Annotated in this window: 19 protein-coding genes; 10 read left to right on the top strand and 9 right to left on the bottom strand. The window is 71.3% G+C overall.

From position 1 onward, the window contains the following. The first annotated feature begins 49 nt into the window (after positions 1-49). From ACIQHQ_RS18990 to ACIQHQ_RS18980, 3 genes are all read left to right on the top strand, one after another. The gene (locus ACIQHQ_RS18990) at positions 50-2,113 is read left to right on the top strand and encodes a discoidin domain-containing protein (RefSeq protein ID WP_402613034.1); all 2,064 of its coding nucleotides are present in this window, start codon (positions 50-52) and stop codon (positions 2,111-2,113) included. A gap of 19 nt (positions 2,114-2,132) precedes the next feature. Beyond that, a complete protein-coding gene (locus ACIQHQ_RS18985) occupies positions 2,133-2,729 on the top strand; it encodes a TetR/AcrR family transcriptional regulator (RefSeq protein WP_402613033.1) in 597 nt (198 codons plus the stop codon). Positions 2,730-2,852: 123 nt separating this feature from the next. After that, positions 2,853-3,140 (top strand): DUF4190 domain-containing protein, encoded by a 288-nt coding sequence (locus tag ACIQHQ_RS18980; protein ID WP_390983004.1) that lies wholly within the window; start codon positions 2,853-2,855, stop codon positions 3,138-3,140. Between the two features lie 275 nt (positions 3,141-3,415). On the opposite strand, the gene ACIQHQ_RS18975 is transcribed toward ACIQHQ_RS18980, so the two are convergent. The 7 genes from ACIQHQ_RS18975 to ACIQHQ_RS18945 form a co-directional block, all read right to left on the bottom strand. Continuing rightward, entirely contained in the window at positions 3,416-3,604 is a 189-nt protein-coding gene (locus tag ACIQHQ_RS18975) for a hypothetical protein (protein ID WP_402613032.1), read from the bottom strand. A 111-nt stretch (positions 3,605-3,715) separates the two neighbouring features. Then, positions 3,716-4,921: an acyl-CoA dehydrogenase family protein gene (locus ACIQHQ_RS18970; protein WP_402613031.1), complete on the bottom strand. Its 1,206-nt coding sequence runs from the start codon at positions 4,919-4,921 to the stop codon at positions 3,716-3,718. A gap of 1 nt (position 4,922) precedes the next feature. Then, positions 4,923-5,873, bottom strand: a complete 951-nt coding sequence (locus ACIQHQ_RS18965; RefSeq protein ID WP_402613030.1) for a 3-hydroxyacyl-CoA dehydrogenase NAD-binding domain-containing protein — start codon at positions 5,871-5,873, stop codon at positions 4,923-4,925. Then, the gene (locus tag ACIQHQ_RS18960) at positions 5,873-6,616 is read right to left on the bottom strand and encodes an acetoacetate decarboxylase (RefSeq protein WP_402613029.1); all 744 of its coding nucleotides are present in this window, start codon (positions 6,614-6,616) and stop codon (positions 5,873-5,875) included. The genes ACIQHQ_RS18965 and ACIQHQ_RS18960 overlap by 1 nt, the downstream gene beginning before the upstream one ends. A 7-nt stretch (positions 6,617-6,623) precedes the next feature. Next, positions 6,624-7,400, bottom strand: coding sequence for a crotonase/enoyl-CoA hydratase family protein (locus tag ACIQHQ_RS18955; protein ID WP_402613028.1), 777 nt, complete (start codon positions 7,398-7,400; stop codon positions 6,624-6,626). Positions 7,401-7,419: 19 nt separating this feature from the next. Continuing rightward, on the bottom strand, positions 7,420-8,589 hold the full coding sequence (locus tag ACIQHQ_RS18950; RefSeq protein WP_402613027.1) for a CaiB/BaiF CoA transferase family protein: 1,170 nt from the start codon (positions 8,587-8,589) through the stop codon (positions 7,420-7,422). 153 nt (positions 8,590-8,742) lie between these two features. Continuing rightward, positions 8,743-9,654, bottom strand: coding sequence for a LysR family transcriptional regulator (locus tag ACIQHQ_RS18945; RefSeq protein WP_402613026.1), 912 nt, complete (start codon positions 9,652-9,654; stop codon positions 8,743-8,745). Between the two features lie 158 nt (positions 9,655-9,812). Here ACIQHQ_RS18945 and ACIQHQ_RS18940 point away from each other — a divergent pair, with 158 nt between their 5' ends. From ACIQHQ_RS18940 to ACIQHQ_RS18920, 5 genes are all read left to right on the top strand, one after another. After that, on the top strand, positions 9,813-10,985 hold the full coding sequence (locus ACIQHQ_RS18940) for a sensor histidine kinase (protein WP_402613025.1): 1,173 nt from the start codon (positions 9,813-9,815) through the stop codon (positions 10,983-10,985). Beyond that, positions 10,982-11,692, top strand: coding sequence for a response regulator (locus tag ACIQHQ_RS18935; RefSeq protein ID WP_402613024.1), 711 nt, complete (start codon positions 10,982-10,984; stop codon positions 11,690-11,692). Before ACIQHQ_RS18940 ends, ACIQHQ_RS18935 begins: the two co-directional genes overlap by 4 nt. A 96-nt stretch (positions 11,693-11,788) precedes the next feature. After that, complete coding sequence (locus ACIQHQ_RS18930; RefSeq protein ID WP_402613023.1) at positions 11,789-12,952, top strand: serine hydrolase domain-containing protein; 1,164 nt, start codon at positions 11,789-11,791, stop codon at positions 12,950-12,952. Between the two features lie 565 nt (positions 12,953-13,517). Beyond that, positions 13,518-13,721, top strand: a complete 204-nt coding sequence (locus ACIQHQ_RS18925; protein ID WP_030846597.1) for a cold-shock protein — start codon at positions 13,518-13,520, stop codon at positions 13,719-13,721. A 149-nt stretch (positions 13,722-13,870) separates the two neighbouring features. Next, complete coding sequence (locus ACIQHQ_RS18920) at positions 13,871-15,319, top strand: DEAD/DEAH box helicase (protein WP_402613022.1); 1,449 nt, start codon at positions 13,871-13,873, stop codon at positions 15,317-15,319. A gap of 389 nt (positions 15,320-15,708) precedes the next feature. On the opposite strand, the gene ACIQHQ_RS18915 is transcribed toward ACIQHQ_RS18920, so the two are convergent. After that, positions 15,709-17,766, bottom strand: coding sequence for a glycoside hydrolase (locus ACIQHQ_RS18915; protein WP_402613021.1), 2,058 nt, complete (start codon positions 17,764-17,766; stop codon positions 15,709-15,711). Between the two features lie 306 nt (positions 17,767-18,072). Here ACIQHQ_RS18915 and ACIQHQ_RS18910 point away from each other — a divergent pair, with 306 nt between their 5' ends. Continuing rightward, complete coding sequence (locus ACIQHQ_RS18910; RefSeq protein ID WP_402613081.1) at positions 18,073-19,065, top strand: LacI family DNA-binding transcriptional regulator; 993 nt, start codon at positions 18,073-18,075, stop codon at positions 19,063-19,065. A 586-nt stretch (positions 19,066-19,651) separates the two neighbouring features. Here ACIQHQ_RS18910 and ACIQHQ_RS18905 read toward each other — a convergent pair. Then, positions 19,652-20,122, bottom strand: a complete 471-nt coding sequence (locus ACIQHQ_RS18905; protein ID WP_402613020.1) for a MarR family winged helix-turn-helix transcriptional regulator — start codon at positions 20,120-20,122, stop codon at positions 19,652-19,654. Positions 20,123-20,215: 93 nt separating this feature from the next. Here ACIQHQ_RS18905 and pip point away from each other — a divergent pair, with 93 nt between their 5' ends. Then, a complete protein-coding gene (pip, locus tag ACIQHQ_RS18900; RefSeq protein WP_402613019.1) occupies positions 20,216-21,184 on the top strand; it encodes a prolyl aminopeptidase in 969 nt (322 codons plus the stop codon). Positions 21,185-21,193: the final 9 nt, after the last annotated feature.

Below are 21,193 nucleotides of genomic sequence, written 5' to 3'. Positions count from 1 at the left end.
AGGTCATGACAAGACGACCGCGCGACCCGCCGACCGAGGGACGTGGGCTGTGACCAGTTCCGGACGCCCGTACCGCAGACGCAAGCACGTCACCGTTGTGTCGCTCCTCCTGCTCGTGATGTCGATCGCGCTCGGCCCGACACCGAGTTCGGCCGCCGGGACCGACTGGTGGGACCCCACCGCGCGGCCCGCTCCGGACTCCCGTATCAACGTCACGGGCGAGCCCTTCACCGGCACGAACGCCGACGGCGAGGTGCGCGGCTTCGTCGACGCGCACGACCACATCTTCTCCAACGAGGCCTTCGGTGGCCGTCTGATCTGCGGAAAGGCCTTCTCCGAGCAAGGCGTGGCCGACGCGCTCAAGGACTGCCCCGAGCACTACCCGGACGGCTCACTCGCGATCTTCGACTTCATCACCAACGGGGGCGACGGCAAGCACGACCCGACCGGCTGGCCCACCTTCAAGGACTGGCCGGCGCACGACTCGCTGACCCACCAGCAGAACTACTACGCCTGGATCGAGCGGGCCTGGCGCGGCGGGCAGCGGGTGCTGGTCAACGACCTCGTCACCAACGGCGTGATCTGCTCGGTGTACTTCTTCAAGGACCGCTCCTGCGACGAGATGACGTCCATCCGGCTCCAGGCCAGACTGACGTACGACATGCAGGCCTACGTCGACCGGATGTACGGCGGGCCCGGCAAGGGCTGGTTCCGGGTCGTCACCGACAGCGCGCAGGCCCGCAAGGTCATCGAGCAGGGCAAGCTCGCGGTGATCATGGGGGTCGAGACCTCCGAGCCCTTCGGCTGCAAGCAGGTCCTGGACATCGCGCAGTGCAGCAGGGCCGACATCGACAAGGGCCTGGACGAACTGCACGCGCTGGGTGTGCGCAGCATGTTCCTGTGCCACAAGTTCGACAACGCCCTGTGCGGCGTGCGCTTCGACTCGGGCTCGCTCGGGACGGCCATCAACGTCGGGCAGTTCCTGTCGACCGGCACGTACTGGAAGACCGAGAAGTGCACGGGCCCGCAGCACGACAACCCCATCGGCAACGCCCCGGCGGCCGAGGCCGAGGCGAAGCTCCCGGCCGGCGAGGAGGTCCCGTCGTACCGCGCCGACGCCCAGTGCAACGTGCGGGGGCTCACCGACCTCGGCGAATACGCCGTGCGCGGCATGATGAAACGCAAGATGATGCTGGAGATCGACCACATGAGCGTCAAGGCCACCGGCCGGGTGCTCGACATCTTCGAGGCCGAGTCCTACCCCGGCGTGCTCTCCTCGCACAGCTGGATGGACATGGACTGGAGCGAGCGGGTCTACGGTCTCGGCGGCTTCATCGCCCAGTACATGCACGGCTCCGAGGGCTTCGTCGCGGAGGCGAGGCGCACCGCGGCCCTGCGCGACAAGTACGGCGTGGGTTACGGGTACGGCACCGACATGAACGGTGTCGGCGGCTGGCCGGGACCGCGCGGGGCGGACGCGCCGAACAAGGTCACCTACCCGTTCAAGAGCGTCGACGGCGGCTCGGTCATCGACCGGCAGACCACCGGCGAGCGCACCTGGGACCTGAACACCGACGGCGCCGCGCACTACGGCCTCGTCCCGGACTGGATCGAGGACATCCGCCGGGTCGGCGGCCAGGACACGGTCGACGACCTGTTCCGGGGCGCCGAGTCCTACCTGGACACCTGGGCGGCCTCCGAGAACCACGAGGCCGGCGCGAACCTCGCAGCCGGCGCCGCCGCTTCGGCCAGTTCCTCGGAGTGGAGCCTGTTCACGAGCCACCAGCCACACCGGGCCGTCGACGGGGACCGCCGCACCCGCTGGGCCAGCGACTGGAGCGACGACCAGTGGTACCGGGTCGACCTCGGCTCCACCCGGACCGTCGGACGGGTCACCCTCGACTGGGAGCGCGCGTACGCGAAGTCGTACCGGATCGAGCTCTCCACCGACGGGACGAACTGGCGGACCGCCTGGTCGACGACCGCCGGTGACGGCGGCCTGGACACCGCGCGGTTCGCCGGCACACCGGCCCGGTACGTCCGCGTTCACGGGCTGGAGCGCGGCACCGGCTGGGGCTACTCCCTCCACGAGGTCGGCGTCCACAGCGGCTGACGCCCACGGGAGGGGCTCCATGGCACGGTTGCCGTCCGCCGAGCGGCGGCGACAGCTCACCGAAGCGGCGATCAGGGCGATGGCCCGGGACGGCGTCCCCAGGACGACGACCCGGTCCATCGCCGCCGAGGCGGGCGTCTCGCTGAGCGTCGTCCACTACTGCTTCGACTCCAAGCAGCGGTTGATCGAGTCCGTCATCACCACCATCACCGGGCACTATGTGACGGTGGTGAAGGAGGCCATCCGGCCCAGGACCACCCTGGAGGAGACCGTCCGGGCCGGATTCCAGGCGTACTGGGACCACGTCCGGGCCCATCCCGACGAGCACATGCTCACCTATGAGCTGACGCAGTACGCCCTGCGTCAGCCCGGGTTCGAACACCTGGCGCGCCGTCAGTACGAGCTGTACGCCGAGGCGTACACCGAGCTCATCGACCAGCTGCGGCAGTCCATGGGGCTGCGCCTGCGCGTACCCGTGCCCGTCCTGGCCCGTTATCTGGCCGCCATGACCGACGGACTGACCCTCAACTTCCTCGTGCTGGGCGACGACTCGGCCTGGACGGGCATCCTCGACACGGTCACCGCGCACATCGCCGGGCTGGTGCACGACGACTGACGGGGACGCTCTCCCGGATCGGTTGTCATGGGAACGCCACAGAGGGGCATTCGAACAAAACAAGTCGAAAGTGAGGAGAGTGCGGCCCTTTCGGTCCGTGCCATCGACAACTGGGAGTTTTCCATGGCGAGTTACGGCGGTTCCTCTGCCGCGTCCTCCGGTTCGCGCACCAACGGCCTGGCGATCGCGAGCCTGTGCTGCGGCATCATCGGCCTGTTCCTGCTGAACATCGTCCTCGGCCCGCTGGCCATCATCTTCGGCGCCGTCGCCCGTCGCCAGGCATCGGTCAAGAACGGCGCCGGCATGGCGAAGGCGGGCATCATCCTCGGCGTCGTGGACGTGGTGCTGTGGCTCGTGCTCGTGGCCGTGGCCAGCAGCAACGGCGGCTTCAGCTGGTACGTCGGCGGCTGAGCGCCGTCGTCCGGACCGACGCGGGGCATGCGGGTGGGCGGGTCGGAATCGCGCATGCCCCGCGATCGGACGAACTCCCCCTGGCAAGGACGTTGTTCACCGCCCGCACAGGTCGCCCAGTACCTTCGCGATGACTCCGGGCGAGGAGATCCAGGTGCCGCCGGGCGGGGCGACGGCGGCCACCGGTCCTGATCACGACGCCCGCCTCGTAGCGGATGAGGCCGCCGGAGCCGACACCGCGCCCGCCGCACCGGGGCGCCGGGGTGTGGGGGCGCTTACCGCTTCTGCGCGCGGTAGCGCTTCATCAGCGCGGTGATCCGCGTCTGGTCCGCCGGGCCGTTGAGCTCGGCCAGGAGCTCGTCGGGGCACAGCTCGTAGAGGTCGCCCCACCAGCGGCGCCCCCGGTTGTCCCAGATGCGGTAGCCGCCGGGCACGCCCCTGGCCACGTAGCGTCTCCTGCTCACCGCGCCGACCGTACGCAAACCCGGGGCGGGCGTGCCAGGCAATACGCCGACCGGCAGAACGAAACCCCGGGTGCAAACCCGGGGTTGGTCCGTCCTGACGTGCGCCGGAGGTCAGACGAAGGCGCTCTCACCGGTGATCGACTTGCCGACGATCAGGGTGTTCATCTCGCGGGTGCCCTCGAAGGAGTAGATCGCCTCGGCATCGGCGAAGAAGCGGGCGATGTCGTGGTCCAGCAGGATGCCGTTGCCGCCGAAGATCTCGCGGCTCCAGGCCACGACCTCCCGCATCCGGGCGGTGACGAACGCCTTGGCCAGGGCGGAGTGTTCGTCGCGGAAGATGCCGGCGTCCTGGAGCCGGGCGAGCTGTACCAGCATCCCCCAGGACGCGGTGATGTTGCCCAGGCTCTTGACCAGCAGGTCCTGCACGAGCTGGAAACCGCCGATCGGGCGGCCGAACTGGCGGCGCTCGCGGGCGTAGTCCAGGGCCAGTTCGTAGGCGCCGGCCATGACACCGAGCGCCTGCCAGGCCACTCCGGCGCGGGTGGCGCGCAGGATCTCGGCGACATCGCGGAAGGAGTCGATGTTCCGCAGGCGGTTGGCCTCCGGAACCCGGACGTCGGTCAGGGTGATCTCGGCGTTCTCCACGATCCGGAAGGCGAGCTTGTTCTCGATCTTCACCGGGTCGAAGCCGGGCGTGTCCTTCTCGACGACGAATCCCTTGACGTGGTTGTCGTCGACGTCACGGGCCCACACCACGACAAGGTCGGCGAAGGTGGCGTTGCCGATCCACTTCTTGGCGCCGTCGAGGACCCAGGTGTCCCCCTCGCGCCGGGCGGTGGTGCGCATGCCGCCCGCGACGTCGGAGCCGCCGAGGGGCTCGGTCATCGCGAACGCGCCGATCGTGTCCATCGCGGCCATCGCCGGGAGCCAGCGGTCGCGCTGCTCCTGGTCGCCGCCCGAGTGGATCGAGTACATGGCCAGGCCGTTGTGGACGCCGAAGAAGGTCGACACCGAGGCGTCGGTGCGGGTCATCTCCAGCGCGAGCATGCCGGTCAGCAGGTTGCTCGCGGCGGGCTTGTGCTCGCCGTAGCCCTCGTAGGGCAGGCCGGCCAGACCGCTGTCGCGGAACAGGCCGATGAGCTCCTTCGGGAACTCGCCCTTGGCCCAGGCGTCGTTGACCAGCGGCTTGACCTCGTCGCGCATGAGGGCACGGGCCTTGAGGAGGATCTTGCGCTCCTCGTCCGGGAGCAGCGACTCGTAGTGGTAGAAGTCGGCGGTCAGTTCGTCGGGGACCGGGCCGGCGGTGGGGGTGGTCATCTCAGTTCTCCTCCTTTTCGGTGCTGTCCAGGGCGGCCAGGACAGCGAGTTGCCTGCGGTCGCGCGTCCCGGCGAGTTCCGGGTACGTGGAGGTGCCGTAAGCCTTCTCCACGGCTTCGATGAGCCGTTCCTGCTGTTCGGGGGTCTGCGCGGGGCGGCCGAGGCCGTCCCACATGTCCTGCATCGAGGCACCGATGTGCTCGACGAGGTGCCGGTAGCCGCCCGGTCCGCCGCCCAGGTGCGAGCCGAGGAACGGCCCGACCGTCGCCCAGCGCAGGCCCAGTGAGTTGGTCATGACGGTGTCGAGGTCCTCGGGGGTCACCACGCCCTGCTCGACGAGGTACACCGCCTCCCGGCTGAGCGCGTTCTGCAGACGGTTGCCGACGAACCCGGCGATCTCCTTTCGCTCGACGACGGGGGTGCGGCCGACCGAGGTGTAGAAGTCCAGCGCGGCCTGAACGGCTTCCTCGCCGGTGCGTTCGCCGGGAACGACCTCGACCAGCGGGACCAGGTGGGGCGGATTGAACGGGTGGCCGATCAGCACGCGGGCGGCGTCCCCGTCCGCCAGCTCCCCCGTGAACGCGGTCGACGGGATCGCGGAGGAGGAGCTGAGCAGCAGCGCGTGCGCGGGTGCCTCGCGGGCGAGGGTGGCGAACAGGTCCTGCTTGAACTCGACACGCTCGGGGCCGTTCTCCTGGACGACGTCCGCGTCCCGGACCGCCTCGGTGACGTCGGCCGCGATGTGCACCCGGTCGGCGAGGCCGGTGACGTCCAGGCCGCGGGCGGCCAGGTGCGGCGCGTACTGCTCCAGGGCCTCGGTGACGGCCCGGGCGAGGTCCTCGCGCGGGTCGCTCACCCGGACGGTCAGGCCGTGCGCGGCGAACAGCGCCGTCCAGGACAGTCCGATGGTCCCGGCGCCGATCACCGCGGCCGTACGGAAGGTGCGGGTCATCACGCGGCTCCCTTCAGGTAGTCGTGGACCGGCTCGGCGCCCGCGAGCGTCAGGTCGGTGAGGATGTGGCTGGCGGAGACGACCTCCAGCACCGGCAGGTCGGCCAGCGGGGCCAGCACGTGCTGGAACAGCTGGAGCCTCGCGGGGCCGGTCCAGGCCTCCTTGACGGTGAGGTCGGTGATGCGGGTGCGGACGAGTTCCTGCACGCGGGGCATGCCGTCGTAGCCCGGGATCATCTTGAGCAGATACGTCGGCACGCCGATCTGTTCCCGGGCCTCGCGCCGGTCCAGTTCGTGGTGCTTGTAGCCCATGGTCGCGGTGGCGACCCGCAGGCTGCCGTGGTCGAGGGTGCCGACCAGCGCGCCGGAGTCGACGTACAGCGCCGGGGAGCCGATGACCTTCGGGTAGGCGGAGACCTCGCGCCCCGAGGCGGTCGCCGGGAAGTTGTCGAGGTACATGGCGTGCAGGTACTCGCCCCGCTCGCCCTCGAAGCTGACGGGGATCGCCTGGCCGGCCTCGGTGTAGGGGCCGTAGCCGCTGACGTCGCCCATCTTCATGACCTCGAACCGGACCAGCGGCTCGTCGATCCGCAGCGGCTCGGGCACGACGGCCCGCAGCGCGTCGGGGTCGGTGCGGTAGACGACGTTGAGGTACTCGCGGTCGGTGAACCGCGGGACCACCGGCGCGTACGCCGGGCCGGTGAGCGGGGTGGTGAGGTGCTGCCGTACGTCCTCGGTCCTCATGCCGGCCTCACCGCCCCGTCCACCGGGCGGGCCGGCGCTCGGCGAAGGCGGTCATGCCCTCGCGGACGTCGTCCGAGGCCATCAGGGTCTTCATCTCCCCGCGCTGGAACGCGAAGGCCTCCTTCTCGGGCGCTCCGTCGGCGGCACGGACGACGCGCTTGAGGGCCGCGAGGGCGAGCGGGGCGTTCTTCGTGACCTGTTCGGCCAGCCGGAGCGCCTCGGCGACGGCCTGCCCGGTGGCGGTGACCCGGTTGGCCAGGCCCAGTTCGCCGGCGCGGCGGCCGTCGACGGGCTCACCGGTCAGCAGCAGTTCCATCGCGAGGTGGTGTGGGATGCGCTGCGGCAGCCGGATCACGCCACCGCCCGCGGCGATCAGACCGCGCTTGACCTCGGGCAGCGCGAACCGGGCGTCCTCGGCGGCGACGATCAGGTCGCAGGCCAGGGCCAGTTCGAATCCGCCGCCCATGGCGAAGCCCTCCACGGCGGCGATGAGGGGCTTGTCCGGGCGGGCCTCGGTCAGGCCGCCGAACCCGCGGCCCTCGACCTCGGGCGACTCGCCGCGCAGGGCGGCCTTGAGGTCCATGCCGGCGCTGAACGTGCCGCCCTCGCCGGTCAGGACGCCGGCCCGCAGAGTGGGGTCGGTCTCCAGTGCGTCGAGTGCGGCGGCCAGGGCGGTGGCGGTCGCCGCGTCGACGGCGTTGCGGGCCTCGGGGCGGTCGAGGGTGATCAGCAGGGTGGAGTCGATGCGTTCGGTGCGCACGACGGGAGGGGTGGGGGTGCTCATGGCTGTCCTCCTGTGGTGATCAGCGGGCGGTGGCGTCGAGTTCGGCGAGGACCTCCTCGGTGTCCTGGCCGGCGACCGGCGCCAGGCGGCGGATCGAGCCGGGGGTGGCGGAGAAGCGCAGCGGGATGCCGATGGTGCGGACCGTGCCCTCGGTCGGGTGCTCGACGGTGTCGAGCAGGTGGCCGTCGCGGACGTAGGGGTCCTCGTGGGCGCGGTCGAGTTCCAGCACGGGGGCCATCGGGATGCTGTGCTCGGCGCACACCTGCGCCCACTCCTCGGTGGTCAGCGCGGGGGCGCAGATCTCCAGGAGCGCGGCCAGGTCCTCGTGGTCGGCGCTGTCGATGGCGTCGCCGTTGACGCGCGGGTCCTCGGCGAGGTCCGGGCGTCCGGCGGCGGTGAGGAAGTCCCGGTAGTTCCGCGGGTTGTACGGCATGACGCAGGCCAGGCCGTCCTTGGTGCGCACCGCCTTGTGGCCCTTGAGCATCGACAGGGCGAAGCCGGTGGGGCCCGTCTCGGGCACGTGGGTGTGGCCCGCGAGGTGCTCGACCAGGTTGAACGCGATCAGGGTGTCCGTCATCGGGATCTCGACGAGCTGGCCCTGGCCGGTCTTGTTCCGGTGCAGCAGGGCGGCCAGCACGCTGTAGGCGATGGTCAGGGAGGAGACCTTGTCGCCGATGATGGTCGGCAGGTAGACGGGTTCGCCCAGCGCGCGGTCGGCGATGTCGACCAGGCCGGAGGCGGCCTGCACGGTCTCGTCGTAGGCGGCGTTGCCCGCCCGGTCCGAGTCGCTGCGGAAGCCCTGGGCGTGCGCGTAGACGAGGCCGGGGTTGCGGGCGGCGATGTCGTCGTAGGACAGGCCGAGGCGGTGCAGGGCGCCGGGGCGCATGTTGGTGATCAGCACGTCGGCGGTGTCGATCAGCCGCAGGGCGCGCTCGCGGTCGGTGTCGTCCTTGAGGTCGAGGGAGACGCTGCGCTTGTTGCGGTTGACGTTGAGGTTCAGCGGGGTCATGCCGGGAGTGGTGCGGTAGTGGCCGGTACGCACGGTGTCGGACGGCGACTCGATCTTGATCACGTCGGCGCCCAGGTCGCCGAGGATCTGGGCGGCATAGGGGCCCATCACCACGGTCGAGAGGTCGATCACGCGGACGCCCTCCAGGGGGCCTGCGACGGTGTCGGTGATGTCCGTCATCGGTTTTCTTCACTCCTCGGTTCGCCATGTGCGTGTATCTGGAAACTAATTTAGTCCGGGAAGTCGGCGAAGGGAAACGAATGGAATGACCGAATAACGAACAGCGGTATGACCGCTGTGGTCATACCGCTTTGTGTGAAGATTTTCTGGTGATTATGAGCGGAGCGGCTCGGCGAACACCTCGCGGGCTACGGCCACGACTTCTTCCAGGTCACCGCCGTTGGCCCGGTCCTTGCGCCAGATCAGCCCGGTCTCCAGGCGGGGATGGAAATCAGAGAAGGGAAGGACCGCGACATTGTCCAGACGGTAATTCTGCACGGGGCTTCGGGAATCCAGCATGGAAATAGAGAAGGCCAGACCACTCGACACTATCTCGGAAATCCCCTCGAAGGTGGCGCTGCCCAGTTCGACGCGCTTGCGGACGCCGAGTTCGGCGAGCTGCTGGTCGAGGCCGCGGAAGTAGGCGTTGGTCGACGCCGTCGGGGAGCCCGCGTAGGCGAGTTCGGCCAGCTCCGCGAGGGCGACGGACTCCCGCCCCGCGAACCGGTCCCGGGGCACGACCGCGCCGAGCCGCTCCGACATCACCGGCAGTTGCTCCAGCGCCGGGTCGCCACCGGCCGGGAGCCGGGCCAGGGTCAGCGCCAGCCTGCCGTCGCACACCGCGTCGACGAGCCGGTCGGTGCCGCCGGGCCAGCGTTTGATCTCGAACCGGTCGCCGACCCGCTCGGCGAGGGCCGCCATCCGTTCCCGCAGATCGGGGTGGACGCCGCTGGGAACGCCGAGCAGCAGGGTGGTCCTGCGCGGCCGGGCCGTCTCGTCCAGCCGCCACCGGATGGAGTCGACCTGCTCCAGCACCCCCCGCGCGATCGGCAGCAGCGCGCTGCCGGCCGGGGTGAGCCGCACATGATGGGTGTCCCGGTCGAACAGCCGGTGCCCGACCTCGTTCTCGAGGTCCTTGATCCGCCGGCTCAACGGGGAGGCGGCCATGTGCAGTCTGCGGGCCGCGGTGGAGAAGTTCAGCTCTTGGGCGACGGCGAGGAAGTAGCGCAGGTGCAGGAGCTCCACGGCATTCAGCCTATCCGCTGTGGCCGCACTCCCCCGCGAGGCCGGGGAGCGGGGACCGGAGTCCGGAAGCGAACCGTCCCGCCATGCCGGTCCGCCCGCCCCCGCTACGGTTTCGGTCTCGGGAGTCGGGCCGCACGAGACGGGGGTCGTACGTCGCCATGGGCATACGCGGGGAGCTGCGCGGGTGGTGGGAGCGGGGGCGGGCCCTCGCGGCGGCCAATCCGCTCCTGGTCGACATCGGCGTCGCGCTGCTCGTCCAGGGCGCGATGACCATGCCGTTCCTCGTACCGCGTGCGCCCGGGCTGCCACCGGCGACCTGGGCCGCGTACGGGCTGAGCACGCTCACCGTCGTGCCCCTGGTCTGGCGCAGGCGCGCTCCGCTCGCCGTGCTGTTCGCGGTGCTGGCCACGAACGCGCTGTACCGGCTGACCGTCGACGGACCCGGGCAACCACTGCCGTACACGGGGCTGGTGGTCGCCTACACCGTCGCCGCGCTGTCGGGCCCGCCGGCGCGGCTCCTCACCGGGCTGGTGCTGATGGCCGCCGTGCCGGTGGGCGTGTGGCTCAACACCAGGTCGGCGCGTGAACTGACCTTCTCCCTCTTCGTCTTCGCCGCCGCCTACGTCTTCGGGCGGCTGACCGACGCCCGGCAGCGGGCACACCGCGTCGAGGCCGAACAGGCCGCCGCACGCGAACGGGCGCGCATCGCACGGGAGATGCACGACATCCTCTCCCACGCCGTGAGCCTGATGATCGTCCAGGCCGAGGCCGGGCCGGTGGCGGTGCGTGCCGCGCCCGAGCGGGCCGAGGCGGCCTTCGACGCCATCTCCGCGACCGGGCGGGACGCCATGGCCCAGCTGCGTCACATGCTGGGGGTGCTGCGGGACGGCGGTGACGGCACCGGCGGCACCGCCCCCCGTGCGCCGCAGCCCGGACTCGCCGCGCTGCCGGAGCTTTTCGACCGAGTGCGCGGGAGCGGACTCGACGTGGTGTACCGGGCCGAGGGGGAGGTCGGGCCGGTGACCGACGAGGCCGGGGTCACCGTCTTCCGGGTGGTGCAGGAGGCCCTGACCAATGTCGTCAAGCACGCGGACGCGCATACGGTTACAGTCCGGCTTTCCTTCCTGAAGGACGAGTTGGAGGTTGCCGTGACCGATGACGGGCGTGGGGCGCGCGCCGTGTCCCACCGCGGCGGGCACGGGCTCGTCGGGATCCGTGAGCGGGCCGCGGCCCACGGGGGCAGCGCGGCCGCCGGGCCGGGGGCGGACGGGCGCGGCTTCGAGGTACGGGTGCGCCTTCCCCTGTCCGCCACGGCGGAGGTGGGGGCGTGACGATCCGTGTCGTGATCGCCGACGACCAGGAGCTCGTGCGCAGCGGCTTCGCGATGATCCTGGACGCGCAGCCGGACATCGACGTCGTCGCCGAGGCGGGCGACGGTGGCGAGGCCGTCGACGCGGTGCGGCGGCACGCGCCCGACGTGGTGCTGCTCGACATCCGCATGCCCCGCACGGACGGCATCGAGGCCTGCCGCGCGATCAGCGCGGCAGGCGACTGCCGGACGGTGATGCTGACGACCTTCGACTCCGACGAGTACGTGTACGACGCGCTGCACGCGGGCGCGAGCGGCTTCCTGCTCAAGGACGTCCGCCGGGACGACCTCGTGCACGCCGTACGGGTCGTCGCCCGGGGCGACTCGCTGCTCGCACCCTCCGTTGCCCGGCGCCTGGTGGAGCAGTACACCCGGCCCGCCACCCGGTCCCGCCGTCCCGACCCCCTGCTGGACGCGCTGACCGCCCGGGAGCGCGAGACGCTGCTGCTGCTCGCCCGAGGTCTGTCGAACGCCGAGATCGCCGCCGAGCTGGTGGTCAGCGACCACACCGTCAAGACGCACGTCGGCAACGTGCTCGCCAAGCTGGGCCTCAGGGACCGTATCCAGGCCGTCATCTGCGCCTACGAGACCGGCCTGGTCGCTGCCGGGGATCCCCCGCCCGGGGGAGGCTCCCGCTCCGGGTTCTCCCCCGCACCGGCGAGGAAGTGACGTCCCGGGACCACCGGTGCGGGCGATCCGCGTGGCGGCTGCGCCGCGGAGGATGAAGCCGTCACTCAACGTCGGCCCCTCCCACCGGAGTTCGCCATGAAGACCCGAACCAGCCTGCTGACCGCCGCCGTACTCGTCGTGGGGATCGCCGCGGGGCCGTCCGTGCTCCCGGCCGCCGCCTCCGCCCCGGCCACATCGACGGCCGCGCCGTCCCCGGACACCGCCCTCGAAGCCGCGATCGCCGGCCTCCCCGACGCCGACGCCACCGCCGCCCTCGTCCGCGTCGGCGGCGAGGAGGGTGTCTGGCACGGCAGTTCCGGGGTGCACGATCTGCGGACCGGCCGGGCCGCGGATCCATCCGCCCGCTTCCGCGCCGGGTCCGTGACCAAGGTCTTCACCGCCGCGGTCGCGCTGCAACTGGCCGAGGAGGGCCGGCTGGACCTGGACCGCAGCGCCCGCTCGTATCTGCCGGACCTGATCCCGGCGTCGTACGAGGACGTCACCGTCCGGCAGCTCCTCAACCACACGCACGGCATCCCGGCCCCGGACTTCCCCGGCACCACCGTCGAGGAGTGGTACGCGAACCGCTTCCGCGTCCACGACCCCCGGGACATGGTCCGCTCGGCGACGTCGAAGGAGCCCGAGTTCGCGCCCGGCGAGCGGCAGCACTACCTCAACATCGGCTACACCGTCGCGGGCCTGCTCATCGAGCGCGTCACCCATGACTCCTACGAGCGTCAGGTTGCCCGGCGGGTGCTCGGGCCGCTGGGGCTGCGGAACACCTCCTTCCCGGGGACGAACCCGCGCATCACCGGGCCGCACAACCACGGCTACCAGACCATGCGGCTCGACGACGGCACGACCGGGCTCCGGGACGTCTCCGTGTGGGGGGCGACGGACGCATGGGCGGCCGGGGACATCATCTCCACCACCGCGGACCTGGAGCGCTTCACCGGCGCCCTGTTCCGGGGACGGATCGTGCGCGGGCCGCTGCTGGAGGAGATGTTCACGCTGCCCGGGGTGAGCGCCTTCAGGAGCGGAAAGCCGGCCGCCTACGCCGTCGGCCTGTCCATGAAGGTGCTGGGCGGACGCGAGGTGTGGGGCAAGACGGGCGGGCGCTGGGGGTACAACGCCGCCATCGCCTCCACCCGCGGCGGCTCCCGCACCCTCGTCTACAGCGTCAACTCCACCGACGCCAAGGGCAAGGACATGAGCAGGACCGCCGAGAACATCATGGTGGCGACCTACGGCAGGCCGTAGGCGGCCCGGCGCCTGCGTACCGTCGCCGAGCCCCGCCACGGCCTTCTCGATGGACTTCCGGTGCCCGGCGGCCGTGAGCTTCGCCACCCGGCGCGACGAAGACGACCCCGGCCGTCGCGCCGGCGGCCGGGGCTCCGGGGAAGAGCTCCTCCCTCGGTCGAGCTCCCGGGCCTTGCGGGAGCCCGGGCCCACGGTGACCAGGACGGCCGCCCTGGCCGGGGCGACGGACCACCGTCGCCGGAGAACGTCTGCCGAGCCTGTCCGGGAGCGGGCCGTCCCGTCGTCGTGCCCCTTCCGACACCCCGTCGGTACTCGGAACCCAGTACGGACGGGAGACCTGATCCACATCCGGTACGAGATTCCCGAGCCATCCGAGCCGGCCTGTGCTACCTTGGCTGGTGTTGCAGTTTTGGTTCCCAAAGACTTCGAGTGCTCTATCGGCCTCCGTCGACGAGCACTCTTTTTGTTTCCGAGGATTTTCGAATCTCTCCGGAGGGTGATCATTTCAGCGACCCCGAGTCGGCAAAGTGCAGGTCTCGGGTACTGCCCCTCAAGGGAGATACACATGGCAACTGGCACCGTGAAGTGGTTCAACGCGGAAAAGGGCTTCGGCTTCATCGAGCAGGAGGGTGGCGGCCCGGACGTCTTCGCCCACTACTCGAACATCGCCACCTCTGGCTTCCGCGAGCTTCAGGAAGGCCAGAAGGTTACCTTCGACGTCACGCAGGGCCAGAAGGGCCCGCAGGCCGAGAACATCGTTCCCGCCTGACGCGTACGCGAATGCCCTGACCGGGGCCCGCACCCTCGCGGTGCGGGCCTCGGCTCGTTTTGCTCTTCTCCGGCTCAACTCTTGCGAATCCTGCGGCTCTCGCGCCGCCGCGTATTCCTCGACGCGTGCCGCATCGAGGAAGGTTCCCCATGGACCGCACAGCTCGCAGGAGCAACGGCTCCCCCCACTCCCGTAACAACCAGGTCCGGTCCCGGAAGTCGGGCGGCGGGGGCACTGCGTCCCGTCCGGCCGGCGGCGGCCGCGGCGGGCGCCGTACCGCTCCCAGCCAGGAGTTCGCACCGCCCGTCACCGTCACCCCGGCGCTGCCGGCCGTCGAGGCGTTCGCCGAACTCGACCTGCCCGAGCGGCTGCTGGCCGCGCTGACCGCCGAGGGCCTGACCGCGCCGTTCCCGATCCAGGCGGCGACGCTGCCGAACTCGCTGGCCGGCCGGGACGTCCTGGGCCGCGGGCGCACCGGCTCGGGCAAGACGCTCGCCTTCGGGCTCGCCCTGCTGGCCCGCGTCGACGGGCAGCGGGCGGAGGCCCGGCAGCCCTTGGCCCTCGTCCTCGTGCCCACGCGGGAACTGGCCCAGCAGGTCACCGACGCCCTCGCCCCGTTCGCCCGCGCGCTGCGGCTGCGGCTGGCCACGGTGGTCGGCGGCTTGCCGATCGGCCGGCAGGCGAACGCCCTGCGCACCGGTGCCGAGGTCGTCGTCGCGACGCCGGGCCGCCTCAAGGACCTCATAGACCGGGGGGACTGCCGCCTCGACCACGTCGGCGTCACCGTCCTCGACGAGGCCGACCAGATGACCGACATGGGCTTCATGCCGCAGGTCACCGCACTCCTGGACCAGGTGCGGCCGGGCGGACAGCGGATGCTGTTCTCCGCCACCCTGGACCGCAACGTCGACCGGCTGGTCCGCACCTACCTGCACGACCCGGTGGTGCACTCCGTCGACCCCTCCGCGGGCGCGGTCACCACGATGGAGCACCACCTGCTGCACGTGGAGGACGCGGACAAGCACGCCACCACGACGCGGATCGCCGCCCGCGACGGACGCGTGATCATGTTCCTGGACACCAAGCACGCAGCCGACCGGCTGGCCAAGAAGCTGCTGGCGGTCGGCGTGCGCGCCATGGCGCTGCACGGCGGGAAGTCCCAGTCCCAGCGGACCAAGACCCTGGCCCGCTTCAAGGACGGTCAGGTCTCGGTCCTGGTGGCCACCAACGTCGCCGCCCGCGGCATCCACGTCGACAACCTCGACCTGGTCGTCAACGTGGACCCGCCCGGTGACCACAAGGACTACCTGCACCGCGGCGGCCGTACCGCCCGCGCCGGCGAGTCCGGCACCGTCGTCACGCTGGTCCTGCCCCACCAGCGCCGCGAGATGACCCGGCTGATGGCCGACGCCGGCATCACCCCGCAGGTCACCCGCGTCCGCTCGGGTGAGCCCGAGCTGAGCCGCATCACCGGGGCGCAGGAGCCCTCGGGCGTGCCCGTCGTCATCGCCCCGCCGGCCGCCGAGCAGCCGCCCGCGCGGACGGGTTCCGCTCCGAACGGACGACGGAGCAGGCCGCCCCGGGGCCGCCGCCGCTGAACCGGCCTGCCGGTCCCAGGGCCTGTCGTCTGCGACGTGATCCACGCGACGGGTCCTTAAGAGTTCGGCGCCGGCCGCAGCACCGTCTCCGCCCTGTTCGGCGCCGGCCACTGCGCCGTGTCCTCCCCCGTTCGACGTCAGCGGCGGTCAGCCGTCCGGGACCGCGGCCAGGCCCGGCGAACGAGGTGCCGGGCCGGGCGGCGGACGGCTCCCTGAGGGTGCCGACGGCAGGTCGCCGGAGTCGACGCGGCGCTCGCCCGTGGTCGGGCGGACCGGCCACCGGCGGCGGTGAGCCAGGGGGCCGGATGGTGACGTACGACGCCCCCGGCTTCCGCACCCCTGCCGGGTGCGGAAGCCGGGGGCGTCGTGGGCCGGACGCCGGGCGAGGGTCAGCCGCCCGTCACCTCGGTCACCTTCCAGCGCTGGTTGGCCCCGGAGTTCGGCTGCCAGACGCCGACGGAAGCCCCGTCGTTCGTGGACTGGCCCCCGACGTCCGGGAGCTGACCGGTCGCCGCGTTCACGAGCGTCCACGTGCCGTCGCCGGTCGAGGACGCGATCCACTGCGCGGCGGCGTCGCGGCGGCCCTCGTCGGGTTCGGCGATCAGGGCGCCGTCACGGATGGCCAGGCGCTTGTCCGTGCCGGTCTCGGTGAGGACATGGCGCTTGCGGTTGCCGTCACCGCGCACCTGCTCCACCCGCCACTGCCGGCCGCTGGGGTCGGAGGCGTTCGGGGTCCTGATGACCAGGCCCGTGCCATTGCCGGCGATGGTGAGGTCCTTGCCGCTCTGGACGCCCGTCAGGCGGTAGGTGTGGCCCTTGCGCAGTTCGGCCGCGTCCTTCGCCACCCCGGAGACGCCCTTGACGAGGAAGGACGTCACCGACTGGGCGGGCACGGTGAGCGTGGCCTGCTTGCCGGTGACCCGGACGGCCTTCTGCTTCTTCAGCTTGCCGTCGGCGCTGGTCACCACGGGGGTGACCGTGGCGCGGGAGGAGACCCGGCCGAACTTCGACAGGTCGAGCGTGACCTCGCGCGCCTCGGTGGCGCTGTTGACGTGGACCACGGTCGCCGCGTCGCCCTTGCGGGAGACCGCCGCGGTGCTGGACGTGTCGTCCGTCTTGATCAGCCGGTCGCCGGGCTTGATGAAGTGCGTGAAGTTGCGGGCCGTGTCGAACTTGGTGTTGGTGTAGATCGGGCAGGACTTCAGGGTGTCCTTCTTGGTGCAGCTGAAGGGGAGCTGGATCTCGCCCCAGTTGCCGCCCTTGGCGGACTCCCCGCCCGGCTTCATGTTGTCGTAGTCCTCGACGGGCTGCCAGAACACCCAGGCCTTGGGCTCCAGTTCGCGCAGGTCGTCCACGATGCGCTGGGCCAGGCCCAGGCCGGGCCGCATGTCCGTGAAGCTCTGGCCGTCGCCCCAGTCGCCCTCGACCTCGCTCATCCACAGCGGCTTGTCGGCGGCCTTGGCCAGGTCGCGGACGGTCGTGCGCTGTCCGGTGCCGTAGGTGTGGACGTTCATCTGGCGGACGAGGTCGCGGACCTCCTGGGGGTAGGAGTTCCAGTTCGTCGCGAACGTGCCCGGGTTCGTCTCGTCCATCGCGGATATCTCCGCGTGCGAGCGGGACTTCTTCAGGACCGGGGCCAGGGCACGGATCACCTTCTGCTGGAGCTCGGGGCCGATGTGGGCGCCCTCCTGACGGCCGCCGACCGGCTGACCGTCCGGGCCGAGCTTGGTGCCCCAGTAGTTCGTGTTCGGCTCGTTGAACGGGTCCAGCGTGTCGACCTTGATGCCGTGCGCCTTCTCCAGCCGCTCGGTCGCGCCCACCAGGTACTCGGCGAAGTCGTCGACGGAGTCGGTCTTCAGCTGGTCCTTGCCGGCGTCGAAGTTGCCGGAGACGTAGCCGCTCTCGGTCATGAACCAGGGCGGGGAGTTGCTGAAGGTCTCCCAGTGGGTGATGTCCTTCTTGATGCGGTCGACCCACCAGCGCTGCGTCTTGTCCGCGTTCTTGTTCCAGTCGGCCGGGTCGTCCGCGTCCCACCAGTCGACGTCCTCGCGGGTGGTGCCCGCCGGTGCCTTCCACCAGCCCTCGACCGCGCCGCCGGCCCGCAGGTAGTCCTTGACGTCGGGGGCGTTGCCGCCGCCGATGTTGTAGCGGGCGATGTTCAGGGCGAGGCCCTCGTCGCCGAAGAGGAGCTTGTAGAGCTTCTCGCGGATCGCGGGCGGGTAGTCGCCGGTGGCGTTGGCGAACCAGACCAGGCTGGTGCCCCAGCCTTGGAACTTCTCCCCCGAGTACGAGGGGTCGGGCCGGACGGTGACCCCGGCCGCGGCGGCCTCGGCGGCCGTCGTCTCGGCGTGCGCGGCGGGCAGGGTGGCGGTGGCCAGGACGGCTCCGGTCGCCAAGGTGACGCCGATGGCCCCGAGGAGCCTTCTCTTGCGGGTGCGGTGTGCCATCTCGAGTACTCCAGCTCTTCTGCGTGCCGCGCGTGCCGGCGGACGCAGAGATCGGGGCCTGCGTGGTGCGACTGGTACGGATTCGTCGGCTTCTCGTACGGTTTCGACTAGGCAATGTTTACGTAAACATCCACTGGCGGGATGTCTACACTGTCCGAATCTCAGGGGTCAAGGACTCGGCCCGGACCGAAACTTGCGCGCCGGTCGCGTAGGGAGGGGAATGTGGGCACAGTGGACGGCGAGAGCGAGTCGAGCGGCACGAGCCGGACGAGAAGACGCGCGACCCGGCCCCGTCAGGGCGCGTCCATGGCGGACGTCGCGCAGCTCGCGGGGGTCTCGTCCCAGACGGTCTCCCGCGTCTCGAACGGCTTCCCGGGCGTCAGCGAGGACACCCGGGCGCAGGTCCTGGCAGCCATGCGGGAGCTGGGCTACCGGCCCAACAGCGCGGCCCGGGCGCTGCGCCGGGGCGAGTTCCGCACCCTCGGCGTGATCACCTTCTCGCTCTCCACCATGGGCAACATCCGCACCCTGGAGGCCATCGCCACCTCCGCCGCCGAGCACGGTTACGCCGTCACACTGCTGCCCGTGGCCGTCCCCACCCAGGACGAGGTGAACGGCGCCTTCTCCCGGCTGGGCGAACTCGCCGTGGACGCCGTCATCGTCATCATGGAGATCCACCTGCTCGACGCGGCGACGGTCTCGCTGCCGCCCGGGGTGCAGGTCGTGGTGGCCGATTCCGACGCCGGTGACCGCTACACCGTCGTCGACACCGACCAGGCGGGCGGCGCCCGTGACGCCGTACGGCACCTCCTGGACCTCGGCCACGACACGGTGTGGCACCTGGCGGGCCCGGAGGGCTCCTTCGCCGCCCAGCGCCGCGCCAACGCCTGGCGCACCACCCTCACCGAGGCGGGCCGGACCCCGCCGCCCCTGGTCCGCGGCGACTGGTCGGCCGAGTCCGGCTACCGGGCGGGTCTGCTCCTCGCCGACGAGCCGGACTGCACGGCGGTGTTCACGGCCAACGACCAGATGGCCCTGGGCCTGCTCCGGGCCCTGCACGAACGCGGCCTGCGCGTCCCCGGCGACATCAGCGTCGTCGGCTTCGACGACATCCCCGAGTCCGCGTCCTTCCTCCCGCCCCTCACCACCATCCACCAGGACTTCGCCGAGGTGGGGCGACTGTGTGTGGAGGGTGTTCTGAGCAAGATGCGGCAGGACGGGCAGGAGCACGGTACGACGCTGGTGCCTACGCGGTTGGTGCGGCGGGAGAGCTCGGGGGTGCCGGCGGTTCGGGCATGAGCCCGGGCCACGATGGGACTCCCGCGGGCGGCCTCCAAGCAGTTGCCGAGCCCCGGCGCATCCTCGGTCGGTGCTCGCCGCAGGGCCGATGGCTGGGGGTGGGGCGTTCTCGGCGGCCCGAACACGCCGGATCAGGACTTTACGGCTCAGGACCGGGGCGCAGTGGCGGGATCTGCCCGAGCGGAGCCGCTGTCACGATGCGGTCCGTGCCGGTCGCGAAGGGGTCGTACGCCACCGCCGGGAGCCCCGGAGGGCAACGGGTTCTGCGTGCTCCCGGCCGAATCCCAGCGGGCCGCGTTGTCCTCGGTGACTCCGGCCGATCAGGCACAGGCACAGGCACAGGCACAGGCGCAGGCAAGGGTGAGTTCAGAGGCAGAGGCCCTCAAGGCACGAACGTCCCTGCCGCGTTGTCGCGGCACACCGCCCGCCACCAGTCGTCTCCGAGGTCCGGCCGTTCCAGGGCGTGGAGCTGGTCCACGTACCGATAGCGGAGGTTGGGGAAATCGGAGCCGAGGATCCCGGCAGCGCCATCGCGCGAGCAGGGCAGGCACGGTACGGCCTGTCTGCGGGCTCGCCCACCCCCAGGTCACGGCTTCGGGCCGCCCCTTGGAGGCCGGTACGCCGCCGCGACCCGTTCCCGGAACGGCCGCCGCCGCACCGCCTCCGCCACCTCCCTCAGCACCTCCCCCAGCGGCATCGAAAGCTCCGCGTCCAACTCCGCCATCGCCGCCACCGTGGCCTCCCACTCCGCCTCGATCTGCGGCAGCAGGGCACGGGCCTTCGGTGTGAGGCCGACCATGCGGCGGCGGGCGTCCAGCGGGTCGGGGGTGTGGGTGACCAGGCCCGCGCGAGCCATCTGCGCCGCCGTCTGACTCGCTGCCGAGTGCGTGACGCCCACTGCCGCGGCCAAGTCGCGCACCGACAGCGGGCCTTCGGCCAGGAGCACCCGCACGACCGGGGAGAAGCGGGGCCGGTACTCGGGGAGCCCCTGCTCCTCGTAGACCTTGGCCACGTCACCGTCCAGGAGCTCCAGGACGTGGCGGAGCAAAGTGCCCACGGCCACTGGATCCGGGTGATTCCTCGCACTGTTCACGCTGCTAATCTAACAGCGCTGTTATACCTGCCGAGGGTAGAGGAGAGCGAGTCACTCATGGCCGGGCTCTATCCACCTGCCGAGCCGTACGCGCACGGCATGCTCGACGTCGGCGACGACAACCGCGTCTACTGGGAGAGTTGCGGGAATCCGGAGGGCAAGCCCGCCCTCGTCCTCCACGGCGGGCCCGGGTCCGGGGCGGGGCCGTTCTGGCGCCGGCTGTTCGACCCGGCGGTGTACCGCATCGTGCTCTTCGACCAGCGCGGATGTGGGCGCAGCACACCCGATGCCGCCGATCCGCGGACCTCACTCGACGCCAACACCACACCCCACCTGATCGCCGACATCGAGATGCTGCGGCGGCACCTCGGCATCGGGGAATGGCTCGTCGTCGGCGGCTCCTGGGGCGTGACGCTCGCGCTGGCCTACGCCGAGCGGCACCCGGGACGCGTGTCCGAACTGGTCCTCTTCAGCGTCACCAACACCACCCGCCGCGAGGTGGAGTGGGTCACCCGGGACATGGGCCGGATCTTCCCCGAGGAATGGTCCCGGTTCCGCGACGCCGTCCCCGAGGGGGAGCGCGAGGGCAGCCTGGTGGAGGCGTACGCCCGGATGCTCGCCGATCCCGATCCGGCCGTACGGGAGCGGGCCGCGCGGGAGTGGTGCCGGTGGGAGGACGTGCACGTGTCCACGCACGCCGGGCACAAGCCCGATCCCCGTTACGCGGACCCGGACTTCCGGCTGCGCTTCGCCCGCCTCGTCACGCACTACTGGCGGCACGCCGGCTTCCTGGAGGACGGGGCGCTGTTGCGCGACGCCGGGAAGCTCGCCGGCATCCCCGGCGTGATGATCCACGGGCGCATGGACATCAGCGGTCCTCCGGACGTCGCATGGCGGCTGGCCCAGGTGTGGCCGGACGCGGAGCTCGTGCTGATCGGCGAGGAGGGGCACGGGCTGTCGGGCGATGCCACGACGGAGGCGGTGCTGGCGGCCACGGACCGGTTCCGGCCGGTCCGCACCCCGTAAGAACCGCGC

The sequence above is a fragment of the Streptomyces sp. NPDC092370 genome, from assembly GCF_044755265.1.
In the GTDB taxonomy this organism is placed as follows: domain Bacteria; phylum Actinomycetota; class Actinomycetes; order Streptomycetales; family Streptomycetaceae; genus Streptomyces.
Note: the sequence above shows the minus strand (reverse complement) of the source record. Positions and strands in the feature narration are given on the sequence as shown.